Source organism: Pseudomonas migulae NBRC 103157, from assembly GCF_002091715.1.
GTDB classification, from domain to species: Bacteria; Pseudomonadota; Gammaproteobacteria; order Pseudomonadales; family Pseudomonadaceae; genus Aquipseudomonas; species Aquipseudomonas migulae_A.
Genome location: NZ_BDAG01000014.1, coordinates 14,923 through 36,338 on the forward strand (window position 1 = coordinate 14,923; position 21,416 = coordinate 36,338).

General features: G+C 59.5%; 23 protein-coding genes and 1 tRNA gene. 7 read left to right on the top strand and 17 right to left on the bottom strand.

Annotation, left to right across the window (positions count from 1 at the left end; translation table 11 throughout):
* Window positions 1–54: 54 nt before the first annotated feature.
* The 5 genes from PMI01S_RS12870 to PMI01S_RS12890 all read right to left on the bottom strand — a co-directional run bounded on the left by PMI01S_RS12870 (window position 55) and on the right by PMI01S_RS12890 (window position 4,353).
* Window positions 55–996 (bottom strand): ribose-phosphate pyrophosphokinase, encoded by a 942-nt coding sequence (locus tag PMI01S_RS12870; protein ID WP_003171603.1) that lies wholly within the window; start codon window positions 994–996, stop codon window positions 55–57.
* A gap of 46 nt (window positions 997–1,042) precedes the next feature.
* Window positions 1,043–1,117, bottom strand: a tRNA-Gln gene (locus tag PMI01S_RS12875).
* Window positions 1,118–1,153: 36 nt separating this feature from the next.
* Window positions 1,154–2,005 carry a 4-(cytidine 5'-diphospho)-2-C-methyl-D-erythritol kinase gene (gene ispE / locus PMI01S_RS12880; RefSeq protein WP_084320409.1) on the bottom strand — a complete coding sequence of 284 codons (852 nt, stop codon included), beginning with the start codon at window positions 2,003–2,005 and terminating at the stop codon, window positions 1,154–1,156.
* A 1-nt stretch (window position 2,006) separates the two neighbouring features.
* On the bottom strand, window positions 2,007–2,624 hold the full coding sequence (gene lolB / locus PMI01S_RS12885) for a lipoprotein insertase outer membrane protein LolB (RefSeq protein ID WP_084320410.1): 618 nt from the start codon (window positions 2,622–2,624) through the stop codon (window positions 2,007–2,009).
* A gap of 4 nt (window positions 2,625–2,628) precedes the next feature.
* The gene (locus PMI01S_RS12890) at window positions 2,629–4,353 is read right to left on the bottom strand and encodes a tetratricopeptide repeat protein (protein WP_084320411.1); all 1,725 of its coding nucleotides are present in this window, start codon (window positions 4,351–4,353) and stop codon (window positions 2,629–2,631) included.
* Between the two features lie 326 nt (window positions 4,354–4,679).
* Here PMI01S_RS12890 and hemA point away from each other — a divergent pair, with 326 nt between their 5' ends.
* From hemA to PMI01S_RS12920, 6 genes are all read left to right on the top strand, one after another.
* The gene (hemA, locus tag PMI01S_RS12895; RefSeq protein WP_084320413.1) at window positions 4,680–5,969 is read left to right on the top strand and encodes a glutamyl-tRNA reductase; all 1,290 of its coding nucleotides are present in this window, start codon (window positions 4,680–4,682) and stop codon (window positions 5,967–5,969) included.
* The gene (gene prfA / locus PMI01S_RS12900; protein ID WP_017340754.1) at window positions 5,966–7,045 is read left to right on the top strand and encodes a peptide chain release factor 1; all 1,080 of its coding nucleotides are present in this window, start codon (window positions 5,966–5,968) and stop codon (window positions 7,043–7,045) included. The genes hemA and prfA overlap by 4 nt, the downstream gene beginning before the upstream one ends.
* Window positions 7,042–7,872, top strand: coding sequence for a peptide chain release factor N(5)-glutamine methyltransferase (gene prmC, locus PMI01S_RS12905; protein WP_084320414.1), 831 nt, complete (start codon window positions 7,042–7,044; stop codon window positions 7,870–7,872). The genes prfA and prmC overlap by 4 nt, the downstream gene beginning before the upstream one ends.
* Window positions 7,866–8,621: a molybdopterin-synthase adenylyltransferase MoeB gene (locus PMI01S_RS12910; RefSeq protein ID WP_084320415.1), complete on the top strand. Its 756-nt coding sequence runs from the start codon at window positions 7,866–7,868 to the stop codon at window positions 8,619–8,621. Before prmC ends, PMI01S_RS12910 begins: the two co-directional genes overlap by 7 nt.
* Complete coding sequence (gene murI, locus PMI01S_RS12915) at window positions 8,614–9,405, top strand: glutamate racemase (protein ID WP_084320416.1); 792 nt, start codon at window positions 8,614–8,616, stop codon at window positions 9,403–9,405. The genes PMI01S_RS12910 and murI overlap by 8 nt, the downstream gene beginning before the upstream one ends.
* A gap of 113 nt (window positions 9,406–9,518) precedes the next feature.
* Window positions 9,519–10,037 carry an acyloxyacyl hydrolase gene (locus tag PMI01S_RS12920; protein ID WP_084320417.1) on the top strand — a complete coding sequence of 173 codons (519 nt, stop codon included), beginning with the start codon at window positions 9,519–9,521 and terminating at the stop codon, window positions 10,035–10,037.
* Between the two features lie 130 nt (window positions 10,038–10,167).
* On the opposite strand, the gene PMI01S_RS12925 is transcribed toward PMI01S_RS12920, so the two are convergent.
* From PMI01S_RS12925 to PMI01S_RS12980, 12 genes are all read right to left on the bottom strand, one after another.
* Window positions 10,168–10,473 carry a YkgJ family cysteine cluster protein gene (locus PMI01S_RS12925; protein WP_084320418.1) on the bottom strand — a complete coding sequence of 102 codons (306 nt, stop codon included), beginning with the start codon at window positions 10,471–10,473 and terminating at the stop codon, window positions 10,168–10,170.
* Window positions 10,474–10,526: 53 nt separating this feature from the next.
* On the bottom strand, window positions 10,527–11,033 hold the full coding sequence (locus PMI01S_RS12930; protein WP_084320419.1) for a DUF2878 domain-containing protein: 507 nt from the start codon (window positions 11,031–11,033) through the stop codon (window positions 10,527–10,529).
* Window positions 11,026–12,297: an SAM-dependent methyltransferase gene (locus tag PMI01S_RS12935; RefSeq protein ID WP_084320420.1), complete on the bottom strand. Its 1,272-nt coding sequence runs from the start codon at window positions 12,295–12,297 to the stop codon at window positions 11,026–11,028. Before PMI01S_RS12935 ends, PMI01S_RS12930 begins: the two co-directional genes overlap by 8 nt.
* The gene (locus PMI01S_RS12940; protein ID WP_084320421.1) at window positions 12,284–13,099 is read right to left on the bottom strand and encodes a DUF1365 domain-containing protein; all 816 of its coding nucleotides are present in this window, start codon (window positions 13,097–13,099) and stop codon (window positions 12,284–12,286) included. Before PMI01S_RS12940 ends, PMI01S_RS12935 begins: the two co-directional genes overlap by 14 nt.
* On the bottom strand, window positions 13,096–14,343 hold the full coding sequence (locus tag PMI01S_RS12945) for an NAD(P)/FAD-dependent oxidoreductase (RefSeq protein WP_084320422.1): 1,248 nt from the start codon (window positions 14,341–14,343) through the stop codon (window positions 13,096–13,098). Before PMI01S_RS12945 ends, PMI01S_RS12940 begins: the two co-directional genes overlap by 4 nt.
* A complete protein-coding gene (locus tag PMI01S_RS12950; RefSeq protein WP_084320423.1) occupies window positions 14,340–15,122 on the bottom strand; it encodes an SDR family NAD(P)-dependent oxidoreductase in 783 nt (260 codons plus the stop codon). The genes PMI01S_RS12945 and PMI01S_RS12950 overlap by 4 nt, the downstream gene beginning before the upstream one ends.
* Window positions 15,119–15,541, bottom strand: a complete 423-nt coding sequence (locus PMI01S_RS12955) for a nuclear transport factor 2 family protein (RefSeq protein WP_084320424.1) — start codon at window positions 15,539–15,541, stop codon at window positions 15,119–15,121. Before PMI01S_RS12955 ends, PMI01S_RS12950 begins: the two co-directional genes overlap by 4 nt.
* On the bottom strand, window positions 15,534–16,979 hold the full coding sequence (phrB, locus tag PMI01S_RS12960) for a deoxyribodipyrimidine photo-lyase (protein ID WP_174602665.1): 1,446 nt from the start codon (window positions 16,977–16,979) through the stop codon (window positions 15,534–15,536). The genes PMI01S_RS12955 and phrB overlap by 8 nt, the downstream gene beginning before the upstream one ends.
* Window positions 16,980–16,997: 18 nt before the next feature.
* Complete coding sequence (locus tag PMI01S_RS12965) at window positions 16,998–17,939, bottom strand: MerR family transcriptional regulator (RefSeq protein WP_084320426.1); 942 nt, start codon at window positions 17,937–17,939, stop codon at window positions 16,998–17,000.
* The gene (locus PMI01S_RS12970; RefSeq protein WP_084320427.1) at window positions 17,939–18,898 is read right to left on the bottom strand and encodes a YbgA family protein; all 960 of its coding nucleotides are present in this window, start codon (window positions 18,896–18,898) and stop codon (window positions 17,939–17,941) included. Before PMI01S_RS12970 ends, PMI01S_RS12965 begins: the two co-directional genes overlap by 1 nt.
* A gap of 217 nt (window positions 18,899–19,115) precedes the next feature.
* Window positions 19,116–19,331: a TIGR02450 family Trp-rich protein gene (locus PMI01S_RS12975; protein ID WP_084320428.1), complete on the bottom strand. Its 216-nt coding sequence runs from the start codon at window positions 19,329–19,331 to the stop codon at window positions 19,116–19,118.
* Window positions 19,328–20,314 (bottom strand): NAD(P)/FAD-dependent oxidoreductase, encoded by a 987-nt coding sequence (locus PMI01S_RS12980; RefSeq protein WP_084320429.1) that lies wholly within the window; start codon window positions 20,312–20,314, stop codon window positions 19,328–19,330. The genes PMI01S_RS12975 and PMI01S_RS12980 overlap by 4 nt, the downstream gene beginning before the upstream one ends.
* A 196-nt stretch (window positions 20,315–20,510) precedes the next feature.
* Here PMI01S_RS12980 and PMI01S_RS12985 point away from each other — a divergent pair, with 196 nt between their 5' ends.
* Window positions 20,511–21,413, top strand: a complete 903-nt coding sequence (locus PMI01S_RS12985; protein ID WP_084320430.1) for a TIGR01777 family oxidoreductase — start codon at window positions 20,511–20,513, stop codon at window positions 21,411–21,413.
* Window positions 21,414–21,416: the final 3 nt, after the last annotated feature.

Genomic DNA, 21,416 nt, shown 5'->3' on the forward strand with positions numbered 1-21,416 from the left:
AATGCCGTGGCGGGGCGCTTTTCGTCAACGAGATGTTCGAGAAGGGCAGGGCCCTTAACGGAACATCGCGCTGATCGATTCTTCATTGCTGATGCGGCGGACCGCTTCGGCAACAACCGGTGCGATATCCAGTTGACGGATACGCGCACAGGCTTGTGCTGCAGCGGACAGCGGGATGGTGTTGGTCACCACCAGCTCGTCCAGCACGGAATTTTCAATGTTTTCGATCGCCCGACCCGACAGCACAGGGTGCGTGCAGTAGGCGAAAACCTTGGCAGCGCCATGCTCTTTCAAAGCCTTTGCCGCGTGGCACAGAGTGCCGGCGGTATCGACCATGTCATCGACCAGAATACAGGTACGCCCTTCGACATCACCGATGATATGCATCACTTCAGAGTGATTGGCTTTCTCACGGCGTTTGTCGATGATCCCGAGGTCCACGCCCAGGGATTTGGCAACAGCACGTGCACGCACGACGCCACCAATGTCCGGGGACACGATCATCAGGTTTTCGAAGCGCTGATCTTCAATGTCATCCACCAATACTGGGGAGCCGTAGATGTTATCTACCGGAATATCGAAGAAACCCTGGATCTGGTCAGCATGCAGATCAACCGTGAGAACACGGTCGATGCCGACTACGGTAAGCATGTCAGCAACGACTTTCGCGCTGATAGCCACACGTGCGGAACGCGGACGGCGATCCTGACGGGCATAACCAAAGTAAGGAATAACAGCAGTGATACGAGTAGCCGAGGAGCGGCGGAAGGCATCAGCCATCACTACCAGTTCCATCAGGTTATCGTTGGTCGGAGCGCAAGTCGGCTGAATAATGAAGACGTCTTTACCGCGGACGTTTTCATTGATCTCGGCTGTAATTTCGCCGTCGGAAAACTTACCGACAGAGATGTCACCGAGAGGGATATGCAGCTGACGTACAACACGCCGAGCCAGATCGGGGTTAGCGTTCCCCGTAAAGACCATCATCTTGGACACGCGCAGTACCTAGAGGCTGAGGGTAACCTGGATGAGTATAGGAAAATGGCAGGGGCGGCTGGATTCGAACCAACGCATGGCAGGATCAAAACCTGCTGCCTTACCGCTTGGCGACGCCCCTGTATCTGTTGCAACGAGTACCCAGTACTCGGTTCCTTTAGAGCAGACTTTGCAGCTTGCGATGCAACATCGAAACGTTGCTTCCTTTTGCTACAAACCCTGTAAGGGTCTCTGTAAGAAGGGCCGAGACTTTATCAGCTTCAGCTTTGCTTGGGAAGCCCCCAAACACACAACTTCCAGTTCCGGTGAGTTTTGCTTCGGTAAATTTACCTAACAAATTCAATGCGTTACGTACATCTGGATAACGCCTTGCTACCACCGGTAAGCAGTCATTTCGACTGTTTCCCTTGGGAACGGGGCGCACTTTAATGGGAGGAGAGTTACGTGTCAACAGTGGATCTGAAAAAATTTCTGCTGTACTTACAGATACTTGCGGCACAAGCACGAGATACCACGGTTCTTCGGGGTCTACAGGGGTGAGTTTCTCCCCCACGCCCTCGGCAAAAGCGGCGTGTCCGCGCACGAAAACCGGGACGTCCGCGCCCAGCGTCAGGCCCAGTGCGGCCAGCTGATCCTCGTTCCAGTCCAGTTGCCAGAGATGATTGAGGCCAAGCAAAGTCGTCGCGGCATTTGAACTGCCGCCACCGATGCCACCGCCCATGGGCAGAATTTTTTCGATCCAGATGTCGATACCGAGCGAACAACCGGATTGCTCCTGAAGTTTTTTCGCGGCTCGAACAATCAGATTGCTGTCGTGGGGAACGCCATCGAATTCAGTGTGCAGTCGGATCACACCGTCGTCGCGCACAGCGAAGGTGATTTCATCGCCGTAGTCGAGAAACTGAAAAATCGTCTGCAACTCGTGGTAACCGTCTTCGCGGCGGCCGAGGATGTGCAGCATCAGATTGAGTTTGGCAGGAGAGGGCAGCGTCAAGCGTGGGGCCGTCATGTCATTGCCCCAGTTTGCGAGGTTGCCATTCCTTGATCACCAGCGTGACGTCAAGGTCGGTGCCATGCAGTTTGATCCGCTCGGGCAGCCAGAAGCCGTTTTGCTCGGCATAACTCAGGTATTCGACCTGCCAGCCATCCTGATCCAGATTGGCCAGGCGGCTGTCGGCATCCAGTGTCAGGCGGCTTTTGCTGTCCGGCGCCGGGAGCCCGCGGACCCACCAGGCCAGGTGCGACACCGGCAGCTTCCAGCCGAGCTGTTCTTCAAGCAGCACTTCCGGCGTCGGCGCTTCATAGCGCCCCTGGTTGGCGACTTCCAGCGAAACATTTCCGGGGTGTCCGGTCAGGCGTGCGGCGCCGCGACCCAGAGGGCCCGACAGGCGAATATCGTAATACGACTGGCGCTGCAGCCAGAACAGCGTGCCGCTGCCCGAGTCTTTTGGCGCACGGATGCCGATCTTGCCGTTGATCTGCCAGCCATCGAGGCTGGTCAGTTGTTCTTTGTGAACGCGCCATAGACCGGCGTCGCCCTGGCCCTGAACCGATTCGCGGGCACCGAAGCCCGCGCAACCGGCGAGCAAGGCGATAAAACTGAAAACGATGAAGTGGCGCAAGAACATGATGTTAAAGAGTCTCTGATCCGGTCAGGCGCTTGATGGTGCCGCGCAGGATTGGGCTGTCGGGTTGTGCCTTGAGGAATTTGCCCCAGATCTGCTTGGCTTCCCGTTGCTTGCCGTTGGCCCATAGGACTTCACCCAGGTGAGCCGCGACTTCCTGATCCGGGAAGCGATCCAGTGCCTGGCGCAGATACCGCTCGGCTTCATCGAGATTGCCCAGGCGGAAATTCACCCAGCCGAGGCTGTCGAGTACCGCCGGGTCTTCCGGGGTGATCTGATGCGCCTGTTCGATAAGGGCCTTGGCTTCCGCGTAACGCGTCGTGCGGTCGGACAGGGTGTAGCCGAGGGCGTTGAGCGCCATCGCGTTGTCCGGGTCGCGCTTGATGATCAGGCGCAGGTCTTTTTCCATCTGCGCCAGGTCATTGCGCTTTTCCGCCTGCATGGCGCGGGTGTACAGCAGATTCAGATCGTCCGGGTATTGCTGCAAGGCTTTGTGCAGAACATTCCAGGCCTTGTCCGGCTGCTTGTTGGCGGACAGCGTTTCGGCTTCGATCAGATACAACTGAATCGCGTAATCGGGCTGCTCATCGCGCTCGCTCGCCAGACGGCTTTGCGCTTCGGCGGTCTTGCCGTTGTTCATCAGGATATCGGCCTGACGCAACTGCGCCGGCAGGTAATCGTTGCCCGGGCCGACCTGGGCATATTCGATCAATGCACCCTGGGGATCGTTGCGCTCTTCAGCGATGCGACCGAGGTTCAAGTGCGCCGAGTCGACATGGCTTTCCCGGGCAATCAGGTCTTCGAGGTAGCCCTTGGCTTCGTCCCAGGCCTTGGCCTCCAGGCACACCAGCGCCAGGGAATATCGCAGTTCGTCGTCTTCCGGGTATTGCTGAACCAGGCTCGAGAACTCGGCTTTGGCGTCGTCCATGCGGTCCTGTTCGACCAGCATGCGTGCGTAAGTCAGGCGCAGGCGTTTGTCGTCCGGGTACTTCTTGATGCTTTTTTGCAACAGCGGCAAGGCTTCATCGCCGCGATCGAGGGTCTGCAGCAGGCGTGCGCGCAGCAGAATCGGGGCGATTTCACCTTCGTCCGGCGGGTTGTCTTCCAGCAAGGCCAGTGCACCTTTGCTGTCGCCGTCCTGTTGCATCAACAAGGCCTTGCCGAAAAGCAGCTGGCTGTTTTGCGGATGGCGCTGCAGCAAACGGTCAAAACTCTTCATCAGGCCGTTGCGGGTTTCCTGGTCGGTATCGGCCGCGGACAGGGCGAGGAAGTCGAAATGCGTGTCGCCCTTGCCTTGCAGGACTTTCTCCATATAGACCATGGAGTCGTCATAGCGCCCGGCGCGAGCCAGCTGTACGGCTGCGGCCCGTTGCGCCTCGAGGTCGTTCGGGGCGTTTTTCGCCCAGATCAGCGCGGTGTCCAGGGCGGCCTGATCGGCGCCCAGGTACTCGGCGATGCGGAACGCCCGCTCGGAGATGCCCGGATCCTGGGTATTGATGGCCTGGGTCACGTAGTTGTCCAGCGCAATGTCGAATCGATTGCGTTGGCCAGCCAGTTCGGCGCTCAACAGACTGAAGATGGTTTCTTCACTGAATGAGCTGTAAACCTTGGGCTTTTCAGGGGCCGGGGTGCTGTCTTCGGCCGGCGGCGTACCGTCCGGTGAAACGGGTGCCATGACCTGGCAGCCGCTGAGGAAGACAAAAGCGAGGAGCAACGCGGAAGATCTATTCATATAGGAAGAGGACGACTAACCTGCGGTCGGATCATCATGACACAAGCCTTCGACCAAACATAACCGCCGAACCTCAATTGTAGGAGCCGGCTTGCTGGCGCTGGTCGTGAACGATGACGCATTTATTCTGGAACGGACGCGGTGCCTGCAAGGCCATCGCCAGCAAGCCGGCTCCTGCAAGGGCGGTGTGCGTCTCATAGCGGGTGTAAACGAGAACCGCTCGCAGGCTCGGGCGTCATCTACCAGAGCTATAGATATCGAGTGGTTGTTCTGAATCAGACGAAGTAGGACAATTGCCGGCTTCACGTCACCATCAGCGACCTTGAATGGCCTTCCTTGCACTCGGTATTAACCACAAGACTGCTTCAGTAGACGTCCGCGAGCGCGTGGCCTTTACCCCTGAGCAGCTGGTGGAGGCCTTGCAGCAGCTCTGCCGACTCACCGACAGCCGCGAAGCTGCGATCCTCTCCACCTGCAATCGCAGTGAACTGTATATAGAACAGGATCACCTTTCGGCTGACATCGTGCTGCGCTGGCTGGCCGATTATCACCATTTGAGCCTCGACGAACTGCGCGCGAGCGCTTATGTGCACGAAGATGATGCGGCAGTTCGTCACATGATGCGGGTCGCCTCCGGGCTCGATTCGCTGGTGTTGGGCGAACCGCAGATTCTCGGCCAGATGAAATCGTGCTACGCCGTGGCTCGCGAGGCTGGCACCATCGGTCCGCTGCTCGGGCGTCTGTTTCAGGCGACGTTCAATGCGGCCAAGCAAGTGCGCACCGACACCGCCATCGGTGAAAACCCGGTGTCCGTGGCGTTTGCCGCGGTCAGCCTGGCGAAGCAGATTTTCAGTGACCTGCAACGCAGCCAGGCCTTGCTGATCGGCGCTGGCGAAACAATCACCCTGGTCGCCCGCCATCTGCATGAGCTGGGTGTGAAGCGCATTGTCGTCGCCAACCGCACCCTGGAACGCGCGAGCATTCTGGCCGAGCAGTTTGGCGCACATGCTGTCTTGCTTTCGGACATCCCGGCTGAACTGGTGCGCAGCGACATCGTCATCAGTTCCACCGCCAGCCAGTTGCCGATTCTCGGCAAGGGCGCTGTGGAAAGTGCCTTGAAGCTGCGCAAGCACAAGCCGATCTTCATGGTGGACATCGCCGTACCACGCGATATCGAGCCTGAAGTCGGCGAGTTGGATGACGTTTACCTGTATAGCGTCGACGATCTCCACGAAGTGGTCGCCGAAAACCTCAAGAGCCGTCAGGGCGCTGCGCAAGCGGCGGAAGAGATGGTTTCGGTAGGCGCCGAAGACTTCATGATCCGCCTGCGCGAACTGGCGGCGGTGGATGTGCTCAAGGCCTATCGCCAACAAAGCGAGCGCATGCGCGACGAAGAATTGCAGAAGGCCCAGCGGATGCTGGCCAACGGCAGCAGCGCCGAAGACGTGCTGGTGCAACTGGCGCGTGGCTTGACCAACAAACTCTTGCACGCACCGAGCGTGCAGTTGAAAAAGCTCTCAGCCGAAGGTCGCCTCGACGCACTGGCCATGGCCCAGGAACTCTTTGCCCTCGGTGAGGGCTCATCGGATAGCTTTTCGGATAAAAAACCGCAATGAAAGCGTCACTGCTCAATAAGCTGGACATCCTCCAGGACCGTTTCGAGGAATTGACCGCCTTGCTTGGCGATGGCGAAGTCATTTCCGATCAGACCAAATTCCGCGCCTATTCCAAGGAGTACGCGGAAGTCGAGCCGATCGTCGACACCTATAAACAGTTGCTCAAGGTGCAAAGCGACCTCGAAGGCGCCCAGGCCCTGCTCAAGGACAGCGACCCGGACATGCGCGAAATGGCCGTGGAAGAAGTTCGCGAAGCCAAAGAGCAACTGATCGAGATCGAAGCCAGCCTGCAACGGCTTTTGCTCCCCAAGGACCCGAACGACGGGCGCAACGTGTTCCTCGAAATCCGTGCCGGCACCGGCGGCGACGAGGCGGCGATTTTCTCCGGCGACCTGTTCCGCATGTATTCGCGTTACGCCGAGCGGCGTGGCTGGCGGGTGGAAATTCTCTCGGAGAACATCGGCGAGCATGGCGGCTATAAAGAAGTCATCGCTCGGGTTGAAGGCGACAACGTCTACGGCAAGCTGAAATTCGAATCCGGCGTGCACCGCGTGCAACGGGTTCCGGCCACTGAATCCCAGGGGCGCATCCACACATCCGCCTGCACCGTGGCAGTGTTGCCCGAGCCGGACGAACAGGAAGCGATCGAGATCAACCCGGCGGATTTGCGGGTCGACACCTATCGTTCCTCCGGCGCCGGCGGCCAGCACGTCAACAAGACCGACTCGGCGATCCGCATCACGCACTTGCCATCCGGTATCGTCGTCGAATGCCAGGAAGAACGTTCCCAGCACAAGAACCGCGCCCGGGCGATGTCCTGGCTGTCGGCAAAACTCAACGATCAGCAGACCAGCGCTGCGGCGAATGCCATCGCCAGCGAGCGTAAATTGCTGGTGGGTTCGGGAGATCGCTCGGAGCGGATCCGTACCTACAACTTTGCCCAGGGCCGGGTTACCGATCACCGGGTCAACCTGACGCTGTACTCCCTCGACGAAATCCTCGCGGGCGGTGTCGATGCGGTGATCGAACCGTTGCTGGCCGAATATCAGGCTGACCAACTGGCGGCCATCGAATGACGATCATTGCCAGTCTGTTGCGCGCCGCTGATCTGCCCGACTCGCCGACGGCGCGTCTGGATGCTGAATTGTTGCTGGCCGCGGCATTGGGCAAGTCCCGCAGTTTTCTGCACACCTGGCCGGAGCGCATCGTTCCGAGCGATGCCGCGCTGAAATTTGCCGAATACCTGCAACGCCGTCGTGGCGGCGAGCCGGTGGCGTACATTCTCGGCCAGCAAGGTTTCTGGAAACTTGACCTGGAAGTCGCGCCGCACACGCTGATCCCGCGCCCGGACACCGAATTGCTGGTGGAGGCCGCGCTGGAATTGTTGCCCGCCACGCCCGCCAAGGTCCTCGATCTAGGCACCGGCAGCGGCGCCATCGCTCTGGCCCTGGCCAGTGAACGTCCGGCGTGGAGCGTCACTGCCGTGGATCGCGTGCTTGAAGCCGTGGCCCTGGCCGAGCGCAATCGTCAGCGCCTGCACCTGAACAATGCCACCGTGCTGAGCAGTCATTGGTTCAGCGCGCTGGAAGGTCAGCGTTTTCAGCTGATCATCAGTAATCCACCTTATATTGCATCGACCGATCCGCATCTGGTGGAAGGCGATGTGCGTTTCGAACCGGAGAGCGCTCTGGTAGCCGGTATCGACGGGCTCGACGACTTGCGCCTGATCGTCGACCAGGCGCCGGATTACCTGGAAGCGGGTGGCTGGTTGATGCTCGAACACGGTTATGATCAAGCCGAAGCCGTGCGCGATCTGCTACAGACCCGCGGCTTTGAAGCAGTCCACAGCCGCACCGATCTGGGCGGCCACCAACGGATCAGCCTGGGGCGCCTGCCGTGCTGAATGATCAGGAATTGTTGCGCTACAGTCGGCAGATTCTGTTGCAGCACGTCGACATCGACGGGCAGTTGCGACTGAAAGAAAGCCGCGTATTGATCGTCGGTCTTGGCGGTCTCGGTTCACCGGTTGCGCTTTACCTCGCCGCGGCTGGCGTCGGTGAGCTGCATCTGGCGGACTTCGACACCGTTGACCTGACCAACCTGCAACGCCAGATCGTTCACGACACCGACAGCGTTGGCCTGACCAAGGTCGACTCGGCGATCCGTCGCCTGAGTGCAATCAACCCCGAGATCACGTTAGTCGCCCATCGCACTGCGCTGGATGAAGATTCTTTGGCGGCAGCGGTTGCCGCCGTGGACCTGGTGCTGGATTGCTCCGACAATTTTTCCACCCGTGAAGCGGTCAACGCCGCGTGCGTGGCCGCGGGCAAACCGTTGGTCAGCGGTGCAGCCATTCGCCTCGAAGGGCAATTGTCGGTGTTCGACCCGCGTCGCCCGGAAAGTCCTTGCTACCACTGTTTATATGGGCACGGCAGCGAAGCCGAACTGACGTGCAGTGAAGCTGGCGTCGTCGGTCCGTTGGTTGGGTTGGTCGGTAGCCTCCAGGCACTGGAAGCGATGAAGCTGTTGGTGGGTTTCGGCGAACCGCTGGTGGGGCGCTTGTTGTTGATTGATGCCTTGGGCTCGCGCTTCCGTGAATTGCGGGTCAAGCGTGATCCGGGCTGCAGCGTCTGTGGGCCCAAACATGCGTGAAGCGCCGATTGGCGTGTTCGACTCCGGCGTCGGTGGGCTCTCGGTGCTGGCCGAGATCCAGCGATTGCTGCCCAACGAAACGCTGCTGTACGTCGCCGATTGTGGAAATATTCCCTACGGCGAGAAGACGCCGGAATTCATCCAGCAGCGTTGCAGCGTGATGGCTGATTTTTTTCAGCAGCAGGGCGCCAAGGCCCTGGTGCTGGCCTGCAACACGGCAACGGTGGCCGGTGTTGCCGATTTGCGGCGCGATTATCCCCAGTGGCCCATCGTTGGCATGGAGCCTGCGGTCAAGCCGGCTGCAGCTGCCACCCGCAGCGGTGTGGTCGGTGTGCTCGCCACCACCGGCACCTTGCAGAGTGCCAAGTTCGCCGCGTTACTCGACCGCTTCGCCACGGATGTACGGGTAATCACTCAGCCGTGCCCGGGGCTGGTGGAGTTGATTGAAAACGGCGATCTGCACAGTCCCGCCCTGCGTGAATTGCTTGCCCGGTATGTCGGGCCGCTGCTCGCGGCAGGCTGCGACACGATAATCCTTGGCTGCACGCATTATCCCTTCCTTAAGCCGTTGCTTAAGCAGATGATCCCTGAGGACATCAGCCTGATCGACACAGGGGCCGCGGTGGCACGTCAACTTCAACGTTTGTTGGCCGAGCGCGAGTTGCTCGCTGAAGGGCCAGCGCGCGCCGCGCAATTCTGGACCAGTGCCGATCCGGAACATTTCGCAAATATCTTGCCGATCCTGTGGAATACCGCTGGCGTTGTGCAAAGCTTCAAGGGATAAACAAAACCCTGGGGAGAACGAATAATTGGGTGAACTTCTGATTAAGCGTCGCCTTCTATAGCGGTGAGCAACAAAAAAAACCTTACGAAATCGTTCGGAAAAGGATGTTTCTAATGAAGCGACTATTCTGCTTGGCCGCGATTGCGGCCGCACTGATGGGGCATAGTTTCACCGCACAAGCGGCAGGCGTGGAGTTCGGGGTCGGCCAGACCAGCGAATCGACCATGACCTATCGACTGGGCATGCAATTCGATTGGGACAAGAGCTGGCTGCAGAGTGATGTCGGTCGCCTGACCGGTTACTGGAGTGGCGCCTACACTTACTGGGACGGCGACGAAGCCTCCAGCAACCACAGCCTGTCGTTCTCGCCGGTGTTTGTTTATGAGTTTGCCGGTCAGAACGTCAAACCTTATGTAGAGCTCGGGGTGGGCGTGGCGTTGTTCGCCAATACCGAAGTTGAAAACAATCAACTTGGCAGTGCCTTCCAGTTCGAAGACCGGTTCGGCTTTGGCCTGCGTTTTGCGGGCGGGCATGAAGTCGGGATTCGTGCGACGCATTACTCCAACGCCGGGCTCAGTAGCCCGAACAACGGTGTAGAAAGCTACGCGCTGCACTACACGATGCCGCTCTGAGAACGCTGTAAGACAAATGTGGGAGCGGGCTTGCTCGCGAAAGCGGACGGTCAGTCAACATCATTGTTGAATGTTAAACCGCTTTCGCGAGCAAGCCCGCTCCCACATCAGATCTTCAGTTGGCAGAGTTTCACCGATACGCCGTGGTAATCCCCTGGCGCTCATCGATGCACTCTGGTGCGCCCATCTCGAATTCCCGGCAGATCAGCGGGCGTTTCTCGTAGATCGTGCACATCATGCTGTTGCGATCCAGTGCGGCGCACCAGCCGTCGTCCAGGCGCAGCATGACTTCCCCACCCCAGTCATCGGTATCGATAAAGCGTTCAGGCACGCCCGTGTCGGTGATCAGCATCACTTCGAGCTGGCAGCAGCAGGCCGCGCAGGTCGAGCACGTGACCGCAGGCTCGGCGATTTGCGTGTGGGGAATGGTTTTCATGGCGCGCAGTGTAAGTCAGTCGGTCGGCGCTGTGTAAAAGGCCTGACGGACGCTTAGCCGTGAGTGTCGGACGCCGCCAGCCGCCGGGCCATGAAATGCAGCGCGGGAAACAGCAGCGCCCAGAGTAATCCGATGCCGATCAGCGTCGGTAATGGGCCGTAAGGGAATTGCACCCCGGCCAGTTGCCCTCCCGCGTAATACGATAACGGTCCACCCACGGCGCCGAGCAAGCTGCCCACCCACCAGGGTTTTGCGGTCCATTGCAGGCAATGACGCAAGGTTGTTGCCAGCAGTGCCCACAACAGCATCAGCCACAGAGGAATCAGCGGCGCGACCTCGTTGAACTCGAACACCCCCAGCCAGCGCAATGAACTGTCAACGGTCGTGCCCAGCAGCACAACGCTGAGAATCAGCCGACCCTCCTCAGCCCAGCGACTTATCCACAGCAGATGAATCACCAAGGCGCCCAGCGCCACCAGTAACCACAAACTGTTGCCGCCGATTACGCAGGCAAGCCAGCCGAGCTGAAACAACGCGGCGTTGGCCAGGCGTTCAAGCATCGAAACGACCAAGCAGCGGCGCGGTGATCGCCGAAGGTTTGGCCAGCAATAGCTGCGCAGTGCCGATGGTGCGCTCCAGGAAGCCACCTTCGCAGTAGCACAGGTAAAACTCCCACAGCCGCAGGAAGTAATCGTCGTAACCCAGTTCGCTCAAGCGGCCTTGGGCGCGACGAAAGTTCTCATGCCACAGACGCAAGGTTCGCGCGTAATGCAGGCCGAAATCCTCCATGTGCAGCAAGTTCATGTCGGTGTCGCGGCTGACGATCTCGAGCATTTTCTGCACGCAGGGCAGGGCGCCGCCCGGGAAGATGTAGCGCTGAATGAAATCAACGCTGCCCTTGGCTTGCTCGTAGCGCTGCTCGCGGATGGTGATCGCCTGCAATAGCATCAAGCCATTGCTCTTGAGCAGGTGCGCACATTGCTTGAAGTAGGTCGGCAGAAAGCGATGGCCCACGGCTTCGATCATTTCGATCGACACCAACTTGTCGTACTGCCCGGTGAGATCGCGGTAATCCTTGAGCAGCAAGGTGACCTGCTGTTGCAGTCCGAGCGCTTCGATCCGTTGTGCGGTAAAGGCGTGTTGCTCTTTGGACAGCGTGGTGGTGGTGACTTTGCAGCCATAATTCTGCGCCGCGTACAGCGCCATGCTGCCCCAGCCCGTGCCGATTTCCAGGAGGTGATCGCTGGGTTTGAGGTCGAGCTTCTGGCAGATCCGCTCCAGTTTGTTCAACTGCGCCTGCTCCAGGCTGTCCTCGGGACTCAGAAATTGTGCAGCCGAATACATCATGGTCGGGTCGAGAAACTGCTCGAACAGGTCATTGCCCAGGTCGTAGTGCGCGGCGATGTTTTTCTGTGAGCCTTTGCGTGTGTTGCGGTTGAGCCAGTGCAGGCCGTGAACGAAGGGGCGGCCGAGTTTCGCCAGGCCACCTTCCAGCGCGTCCAGCACTTCAAGGTTGCTGACGAACACGCGAACCACCGCCGTCAGGTCCGGCGAACTCCAATAACCATGGATAAATGCCTCTCCCGCACCGATTGAACCGTTGCTGGCCACCAATCCCCACGTCGCGGCGTCGAGGACGTGAATCTCCCCCAGTAAATGGCTGCCAACGGTGCCGAACAGATGCCGTTCGCCGTCTTCGACGACCACCAGTTGCCCGTGCTTCAGCTGCGCCAATTGCCGCAGCACACCGCGACGCAGCACTGTCCCGGTCAGGCTGTTGGTGCTGAACAGGGAGCCTTTGGCTGAAACGCTAGTGGATTTCATGGCGGCGATCCTTGGGTGGAACGGTGGCGGTTTGAAAGCTGCCATCGGCAGCTTGATGAGCAAATATCGGTGCGCGTTTGAGCAGCAGGCGCAGGGCTTGCCAATAAATGGCCAAACCGGTTTTCGCGGTCATCCACGGAAAACGCCACAAGTAACGGTGCAGGCTGGCGCGACTCAGGGCTTCGCGTTTCAGGTTGAGCGTGGCGTCGAACAGCTTCAGTTCGCCTTGCCAGTCGGCCATGTGCACGCCGATTTTATTGGCGACCGGGCTGAAGCTCATGCGGTGTTCGAGATCCCGAGGCAGAAACGGCGACACATGGAAGGCCTTGGCCACGGCGAAATGCTGATGAAAGTCGCGCAGGTCTTGCGGCGTCCTGGCCGGCAACACGTAGTGAAAACGTTCGCGCCAAGGGGTGTTGGTGACTTCGGCAAGAATCGCCGCCAGTTGGCCGTCGGCTTCGTAACAATAGAAAAAGCTCACCGGGTTGAACGCCAGGCCCCAGCTGCGAGGCTGGGTCAGCAGGCAGATCGAACCTTGTGGCGCATGACCAATGGCCTGGCGAACCTGTTCGCGCACCGCATCGATCAGGCGCGTGCCGTTACCGGTGAAGGCTTTGAGGTAGTCGCTTTCGCGAAACGAAAACGGTGAAAAACGGCCATTGCCCGACAGTGGCGATAAGCCGAGAACGGCGTCCTGTTCTTCGAGATCGAGGTACAGCAGGCCGATCCGGTAACGGAATTCATGGTGCTTCGGAGCAAACCGCCGATGAGCGATCCAGCCGCTATAAAGGGCACTGTTCACAGCACTTCCCCGAACGAGCGGGCCACACGCAACGCGCTGACCACACCATCTTCATGGAAACCGTTGGCCCAATAGGCACCGCAATAAAAGCTGTGTTGGGCGCCGTTCAATTCTTCCCAGCGAGCCTGCGCCGCCACGGCCGTCAGGCTGTATTGCGGATGGGCATAGGTAAATCGGCCGAGCACCAGAGACGGAGTGATGCCGGCGCTTTGGTTGAGGCTGACGCAGAACGTGGTATCGCTCTGGATGCCTTGCAGGATGTTCATGTCGTAGGTGACCGCGGCCAGCGTATGGCCGGCCCCACCGAGGCGATAATTCCAACTGGCCCAGGCAAGTTTGCGCGAAGGCAGCAGGCGCGTGTCGGTGTGCAGCACCACTTCGTTGTCGGCGTAGGGCAGGGCGCCGAGGATCGACTGTTCGGCTTCGCTCGGTTTGGCCAGCAGTTTCAGCGCCTGATCGCTGTGGCAGGCGAACACGACTTTGTCGAAGCGTTCGCTGCCGGCGCTGCTGTGGATAACCACGCCATCGGCATCGCGCTCGACCCGCATCACGGGACAGTTGAGGCGGATCCTTTTTTTGAACGTCGCGGTCAACGGGGCGATGTAAGCACTCGAACCACCCTCGATTACTCGCCATTGCGGGCGATTGTTGATCGACAGCAAACCGTGATTCTTGAAAAACCGCACAAAGAATTGCAGCGGAAAATTCAGCATCTCGGCCATCGGCATCGACCAGATCGCCGCACCCATCGGCACGATGTAATGCAGGATGAACCGCTCGCCGTATCCGCCGGCCTTGAGGTATTCGTTGAGCGTGGTGTCCTGCGCGATCCGGCCTTCGGACAGGTCCAACTGAGTGCGTTTGTTGAAGCGCACAATATCGCGCAGCATGCCCCAGAACCCCGGCGACAGCAGATTTCGGCGCTGGGCGAACAGGCTGTTGAGGTTGTTGCCGTTGTACTCCAGGCCGCTGTCCGGATCGGTGACCGAGAAGCTCATCTCGGTCGCTTTGAAGCCCACGCCGATCTGGCCCAGCAGGCGAATGAAATTCGGGTACGTCCAGTCGTTGAACACGATGAAGCCGGTGTCCACGGCATAGCGCTGGCCATTGACCTCCACGTCCACCGTGTGGGTATGACCGCCGACCCGGTCGCCGGCCTCGAACAGGGTGATCTCGTGGTTGCGATTCAGCAGGTAGGCGCTGGTCAGCCCCGAGATACCGCTGCCGATGATGGCGATGTTCACGGGATGTCCTTGATTGGCGGACTGCTGCGCACCATGCGTTTGCCGATGGCGAGCTTGACCCGGTTGGGCATTTTCGACAGTGGCCAGAGCGCCGCCATGAACAGTGCAGGGAATGCAATTTCCAGTGGCCGATGCTTCAGCTTGGCAAAGATGTGTCGCGCTGCTTTGCCCACCGGCCAACTGAGTGGCATCGGGAAATCGTTCTTTGCCGTCAGCGGTGTGTCGACGAACCCCGGGCTGACCACGGTGACTTCTATGCCTTCAGGCGCCAGATCAATGCGCAACGATTCGAACAGATAACGCAGCCCGGCCTTCGACGCGCCATACGCCTCCGCCCGTGGCAGCGGCAGGTAAGTCACCGAACTCGCGACGCCCACCAAATGCGGCGCGGTGCCTTTGCGCAACAGCGGCAGCGCCGCTTCGATGCAGTAACTGCTGGCCAGCAGATTGGTGCGCACCACGTGCTCGACGATCGACGAATCAAACTGCTGGGCGTCGACGTACTCGCAGGTGCCGGCATTGAGAATCACCGTATCCAGCGAGCCCCAGTCATGCGCGATTTGCTCGCCGATTTCGCGTACGGTCTGGCTGTTGGTCAGATCGCCCGCCACCACCAGCACTTGCCCGGGGTAGCGTTGCGACAAGACTTTCAGCGGCGCCAGCGAGCGTGCACTTACCGCCAGATGGGCACCGGTTTTCAGAATTTCCTCAGCCAGCGCGGCGCCAATGCCGCTGCTGGCCCCGGTCAGCCAATATCGTCGTGGAGGTGTAAGACTCATCCCATTCTCCTTTTCAGCCAGGCGATTGCCCGACCCAACACGGGTACATGTTCGTAAAGCAGTGCCCCGGCATCGAAGTAATCCCGGTGGCGGTACACCTTTTCACGCCAGAGCAGGTGCGAACAGCCGTCCACCCGAATCAAGCGGCCGCCGGCCAGACGCGGATGGCGGTAACTCATGACCCAACGCAGATAACCTTCGCCTTCGCCAATCTGGTCGAAGCCGTAAAAATCGAAGCGCAGCTCGCTGATGTTGGCGTAGAGCTCACTGAAATAGCTGCGCAAATGCGCGATGCCCTGAACTTCGTGCAGCGGATCGGTGAAGTGCACGTCGGTGGCGTACAGTTCATTCAGTCGCTGCAGGTTGTCTTTGTTCAGCTCGGCAAACTGCCGGGCGAAGTGCCGCAGGAAATCACTCATAACCACCCCCCGCGCTCTGTCGCGACGGCAGGTTTTTGAACGCCGCCAGCGCGCGTGTACGGGATGTACTCAGATTGACGATGGGCGACGGATAATCTGCCACCCCGAACAAGCCGCCGAGGTTCGCCGGGTTGTGCACGTCTTTCTTGTTCAGCCCGGCCAGTTCCGGCAGCCAGTGCTTGATGAACAGGCCTTCGCTGTCGAATTTTTCCGATTGGCTGATCGGATTGAAAATCCGGAAGTAGGGCGCCGAGTCGGTGCCGGTGGATGAGCTCCACTGCCAGCCGCCGTTGTTCGCGGCGAGGTCGCCATCGATCAGGTGCCGCATGAAAAAACGTTCGCCTTCACGCCAGTCGATCAGCAGATTCTTGGTCAGGAACATCGCCACCACCATGCGCAAACGGTTATGCATCCAGCCGGTTTCGAGCAGTTGGCGCATGGCTGCGTCGATGATCGGCAGACCCGTGCGCGCTTCTTGCCAGGCGGCCAGTTCTTGCGGTGCATCGCGCCAGGCCAGGGCTTCGGTTTCCGGGCGGAAGGCGCGGTGACGAGAGACGCGCGGGTAGCCCACCAGAATGTGTTTGTAGAACTCGCGCCAGAGCAATTCGTTGATCCAGGTGACGGCGCCGACTTTGCCGCTTTCGAACTCGCCTTGATTGCTTTGCAGGGCGGCGTGCAAGCACTGGCGTGGGGAAATGACCCCGGCTGCCAGATAGGCCGAGAGCTGACTGGTGCCGGGTTTTGCCGGAAAGTCACGCTCACTTTTGTAGTAGTCGATTTGCGCATCGGCGAAAGTATCGAGGCGGCGCCGGGCTTCGGTCTCGCCGGCAGGCCACAGGGCACGCAAGGCTGCGCCGGGTGTTGCGAAGCCTTCAACGCTTGAGGGTATGTGGTCGCTGTCGATGTTCAACTTCGCTTGAGCCATGGGCGCGCTGACCAGCGTTGGCAATGAACGGTGCAGACGCTCATAGCAAACCTTGCGGAACTGGCTGAAGACCTGGAAATACGTACCTGTTTTGGTCAAGACGCTGCCGGGTTTGAACAGCAGTTGATCGAGGTAGCTATGGAAGTCGATGCCGTTGAGCTTCAGCGCTTCGGCCACCACGTCGTCACGACGGCTCTCGTGAATGCCGTACTCCTCGTTGGCGTGCACTGCACTGATCTTCAGTTGCTGACAGAGCTCGAGCAAAACCTTCGGCGCATCATCCCAGCAGGGGGCGTTGCGGATCAGCAGCGGGATGTTGAGTTCATCCAGTGCCTGGCTCAACTCGCTCAGGTTGCGCAGCCAGAAATCCACTTTGCACGGCGCGTCGTCGTGCTCGCGCCATTGCTGCGGGCTCAGCAGGTACACCGCCACGCTCGGTCCCCGGGAAGCGGCGGCCGAGAGAGCGGTGTTGTCATGTAGACGCAAGTCGCTGCGCAGCCAGATCAGTTGCATGGAGGTGTCCGTCTTCATTTATACGAGCCCGCGCCGTACCAGCTCCTGATGCGCCGATAACGGATCTTCGGCCAGGAACAATTCGGCAATTTCTGCTGTTTTTACGGACAACTCGGCGTAGTGGATGCACACCGTTGGTCCTGCAATCATTTTTGGGCAACTGACGCCGTTCAAAAGTTTCGGCAGCTGCGAAAGGTTCATGGCTTTGCTGGAATACAGCAGGACGCCGCGGGCTTGCAGGTGATCGACTGCCAGTGCGAGTTCGCCCGCCGGCAGCGGCCAGTCGAACACTTCCACTGGGCAATCGGCACTGCTGATCAACCACGCCGTGAGCCACAGATGCGGTTCCAGCGGCAGGTCGGAGTGATTGATCAACAGCAGCGGCGCGGTGCGCAACTGACGGTTGTTATGGTAGATGCGCGCGCCGAATTTGCTACGTAGCCAGGAGTGGAAAAACACGCGCTCCATCTGCGCACCAAACTGGCCCTGCCAGCGTTGTTCAAGTTCGGTCAGCAACGGCATCAGCAGTTGTTCGCACAAGGTCCGCGGCGGGTAGAGCGCGATCGCCTGATTGACGGTGTCGTCGAGGGTGCGCTCGTTGAGCTGAGTGACCGCTTGGATCAGCGTGTTGCACAGCACCTGCCAATCGTTTTCGACCGCTTCGCTAAAGGCTTGCGGAGTATCGAGCAGTTGCTTGACCTGGCTGACGGCTACGCCGCGATTGAGCCAGGTGAGGATCGTCAGGATCCGTTGCACGTGTTCGGCGCTGAACAGCCGGTGCCCTTTCGGCGTGCGCTGCGGCACGATCAAACCGTAACGCCGTTCCCAGGCGCGCAAGGTGACGGCGTTGACGCCAGTCTGCCGGGCCACTTCGCGAATCGGCAGCCAGCCTTCGTCGAGGGCTTTTTTAAAGTCGTCGCCGAGGTCTTCCCGGGCACTGGTATCGAGTGGGGTTTTCATCAGATCGCGTTTCGCAGGCTGAGGTTTTCCGGGTGCGGTTGCAGGTAAACCTGTTGCGCAATGTACGGGTCCGGGTGTTGGCGAAAGTGATGTTTGAGCAGCGTCAGCGGCACCACCAGCGGCACGATGCCGTGGCGATACTGGCCAATGACGTGTTGCACTTCCTGTTTGTCTTCAGTGCTGATGACCTGCTTGAGGTAGCCACTGATGTGTTGCAGAACGTTGGAGTGAGTGCGGCGCGTGGCGCACTTCTTCAAGGCCGCCATCAGTTCGCTGAAATAGCGTGGGCCAAGTTCTTTCGGGTCGATCTGCCCCATGTTGCCCAGCAGATTGCCCAGGGTTTTGTACTGCACCGGGTTGTGGGCCATCAGCAGGTATTTGTAGCGCGAGTGAAATTCCGTCAACCCGCGGCGAGTCAGGCCTGCTTGCAGCAATTGTTGCCAGGCGCTGTAGGCGAATACGCGGGTGAGGAAATTTTCCCGCAGCACCGGGTCGTTGAGCCGTCCGTCTTCTTCCACTGGCAAATCCGGGTGCTGTGCACAGAACGCCTGGGCAAAAATGCCTCGGCCACCCCCTTCTAACGGCGCGCCGTTGGCGTGGTAGACCTTGACCCGATCCAGTCCGCAAGACGGCGATTTCTGCATGAAAATGTAGCCGCAGATATCGTCAAGCTCGGCGGCCATCTTTCGGGCGTAATCGGCCAGCGGCCGGGTGACGTTCAGTTCGGGATGAACAGTGCCGATGGCTTCGGGATGTTCAGCGTCGCCGACCAGCCGGATGGGCTGGCGAGGAATACCCAGGCCAATGGCGACCTCAGGGCACACCGGGACGAAATCAAAATACTCAGTGAGGGTACGGCTGCACAGCCGCGATTCCTTGTGCCCGCCATTGAAGCGCACCTCGGCACCCATCAGGCAGGCGCTGATCGCTATTTTTGGTTTTTCGCTGGCATGGGACATCGGGACACCTCGAATCCAAACCTGTACAGAGATGAGTTTCTGTACAACATGGACTTCATCATAGATTCAAAGGTGTACAAGTCAAATTGTTTGTATAGGTTTTATGCCGCGCTGAAGAGCTCTTTGTAGGAGCCGGCTTGCTGGCGATGAACGATGACGGGGTATTCCTGAGAGATCGCGGCGTTTGGATCGCCAGCAAGCCGGCTCCTACAGGGGGCTATTTCCAGCCGGGGCTCCAGGCGTCGCTGTTTTTCAGCGTTTGCCAGTCGAGCCGTTCGCTGCGTCGGGTCAGCACCGCCTGCAGTTCGACATCCAGCACCGTGCCTTCCTCGTCTCGGAACAACTCGGTCACCAGAAAGTGTTTTTCGCGGTTTTGCGGGTGGGCTGCTGTCCACTTCGACAGCAGCAATTTGCTCGGGTTGATACGGTTCACTGCAAGTGCGCATGCAGGCGGCGGGCAGCTTCCTGTCCGCTGAGCCAGGCACCTTCGACCCGACCGGACAGGCACCAGTCACCACACACATACAGGCCCAGGTCGGCGTCGGCCAGAACTCCCCATTCATGACTGCTGGCCGGGCGTGCGTAGAGCCAGCGATGAGCGAGGCTGAAGGTCGGGGCAGGCATTGAGTCATGCAGCAGTTCAGCAAATGCACCGTGCAATTGCTCGATCACCGCCTCCTTGGGCAGGTCGATGTGTTGCCGGCTCCAGGTACTGGTGGCATGCAGCACCCAAGTGTCCAGCGTATTGTCGCGCCCTGGTTTGCTGCGGTTGCGCGCCAGCCAGTCGAGTGGGCTGTCCTGCACGAAACAACCCTCCATGGGTGTGTCCAATGGCGTATCGAACGCCAGTGCGACGGCCCACGTCGGATCCATTTTTACCCCCGCGGCGGCCCCGGCGAGTTTGGGTGCGGAGGCCAGCAGTGCCGTCGCTTGAGGTGCCGGCGTGGCGATCACCACGTGGCCAAACGGACCATGAGTGAAACCTTCTGCGTCCTGCAGATGCCAATGCTCTTCACCGCGATAGACCTCGGTAATGCGGCAGGCGAAATGCACTTCCAGATCACCGAGCAGGCCGCGGGTGATGGCGCTCATGCGAGGTGTGCCGACCCAGCGAGTCTGTTCGTCCGGCGACAGGTTGAGCTGGCCGCCGTGGTAGGTGTAGAGCTGTGGTGCCCATTCGGCGACCCAGCCGTTGGCTTGCCAGCGCTGGACTTCAGTCACGAAGCGGCGATCGCGCGCAGTGAAATATTGCGCGCCCATGTCCAGGGCACCCGCATCGCTGCGCTTGCTCGACATGCGTCCGCCACTGCCGCGGCTTTTATCGAAAAGTTGAACGACATGCCCGGTTTCCGTCAGGGCCTGGGCGGCTGAGAGTCCGGCGATGCCGGTGCCGATGATTGCGATAGGTACAGTCATAGGGGCCTCGTTTACCTTTCTGTACAGACTACGCCGTGGATGAAACCTGTACAATATTGTTTTTTGGTATAACTTTTAGCGTTCTCGTTCTGACAGCTTGGCCTATTGTTAAACACAGAGCCTGCCCGATATCAAAGATCCCTGCTTATAAAAATAGACTAGTGATCAGGGTAAAACGCCACGCGAGGAAGATGTCATGCACATATTGCTGACCGGCGGTACTGGTTTGATAGGACGTCAACTCTGCCGACACTGGTTGAGCCAGGGACATCGCCTGACGGTCTTGAGTCGGTCACCTGGAAAAGTCGCAAAAATTTGCGGTGCACAGGTCCGCGGTATCGCCCTGTTTGAAGACCTCGGGCAAGAGCCGGTGGACGCGATTATCAACCTCGCGGGTGCGCCGATTGCCGACCGCTTGTGGACGTCCCGGCGCAAGGCCTTGCTCTGGAGCAGTCGCATCACACTGACCGAAACGATGTTGGCGTGGCTGGAAAGCCGTGAACAGAAACCGCAGGTGTTGATCTCGGGGTCTGCCATTGGCTGGTACGGTGACGGTGGCGAGCGCGAATTGACGGAAAAGTCTGCACCGGTCATTGATGATTTCGCCAGTCAGTTATGCATTGCCTGGGAGGAAACCGCGCAACGTGCCGAGGCCTTGGGCATGCGCGTGATCTTCGTTCGGACCGGGCTGGTGTTGTCGGCTGAGGGCGGCTTTTTGTCGCGGCTCTTGCTGCCGTTCAAACTGGGGCTGGGCGGGCCTTTGGGCAGTGGTCGGCAGTGGATGCCGTGGATCCATATCAAGGATCAAATCGCCTTGATCGATTTTCTTCTGCATCAGAAAAACGCCAGTGGTCCCTATAATGCCTGCGCGCCCAAACCGGTGCGCAATCGCGAATTTGCCAAGACGCTGGGCAGCGTGCTGCACCGTCCGGCGTTCATGCCCATGCCGGCCCTGGCATTGAAGGTGGGCCTGGGCGAGTTGTCATCGCTGTTGCTGGGTGGCCAGAAGGCTATGCCGGCGCGCTTGCTGGAAGCGGGTTTCATCTTCCAGTTCACTGACCTGCGTGCGGCGTTGGACGACTTGTCCAGCCGCCTCTGAAAT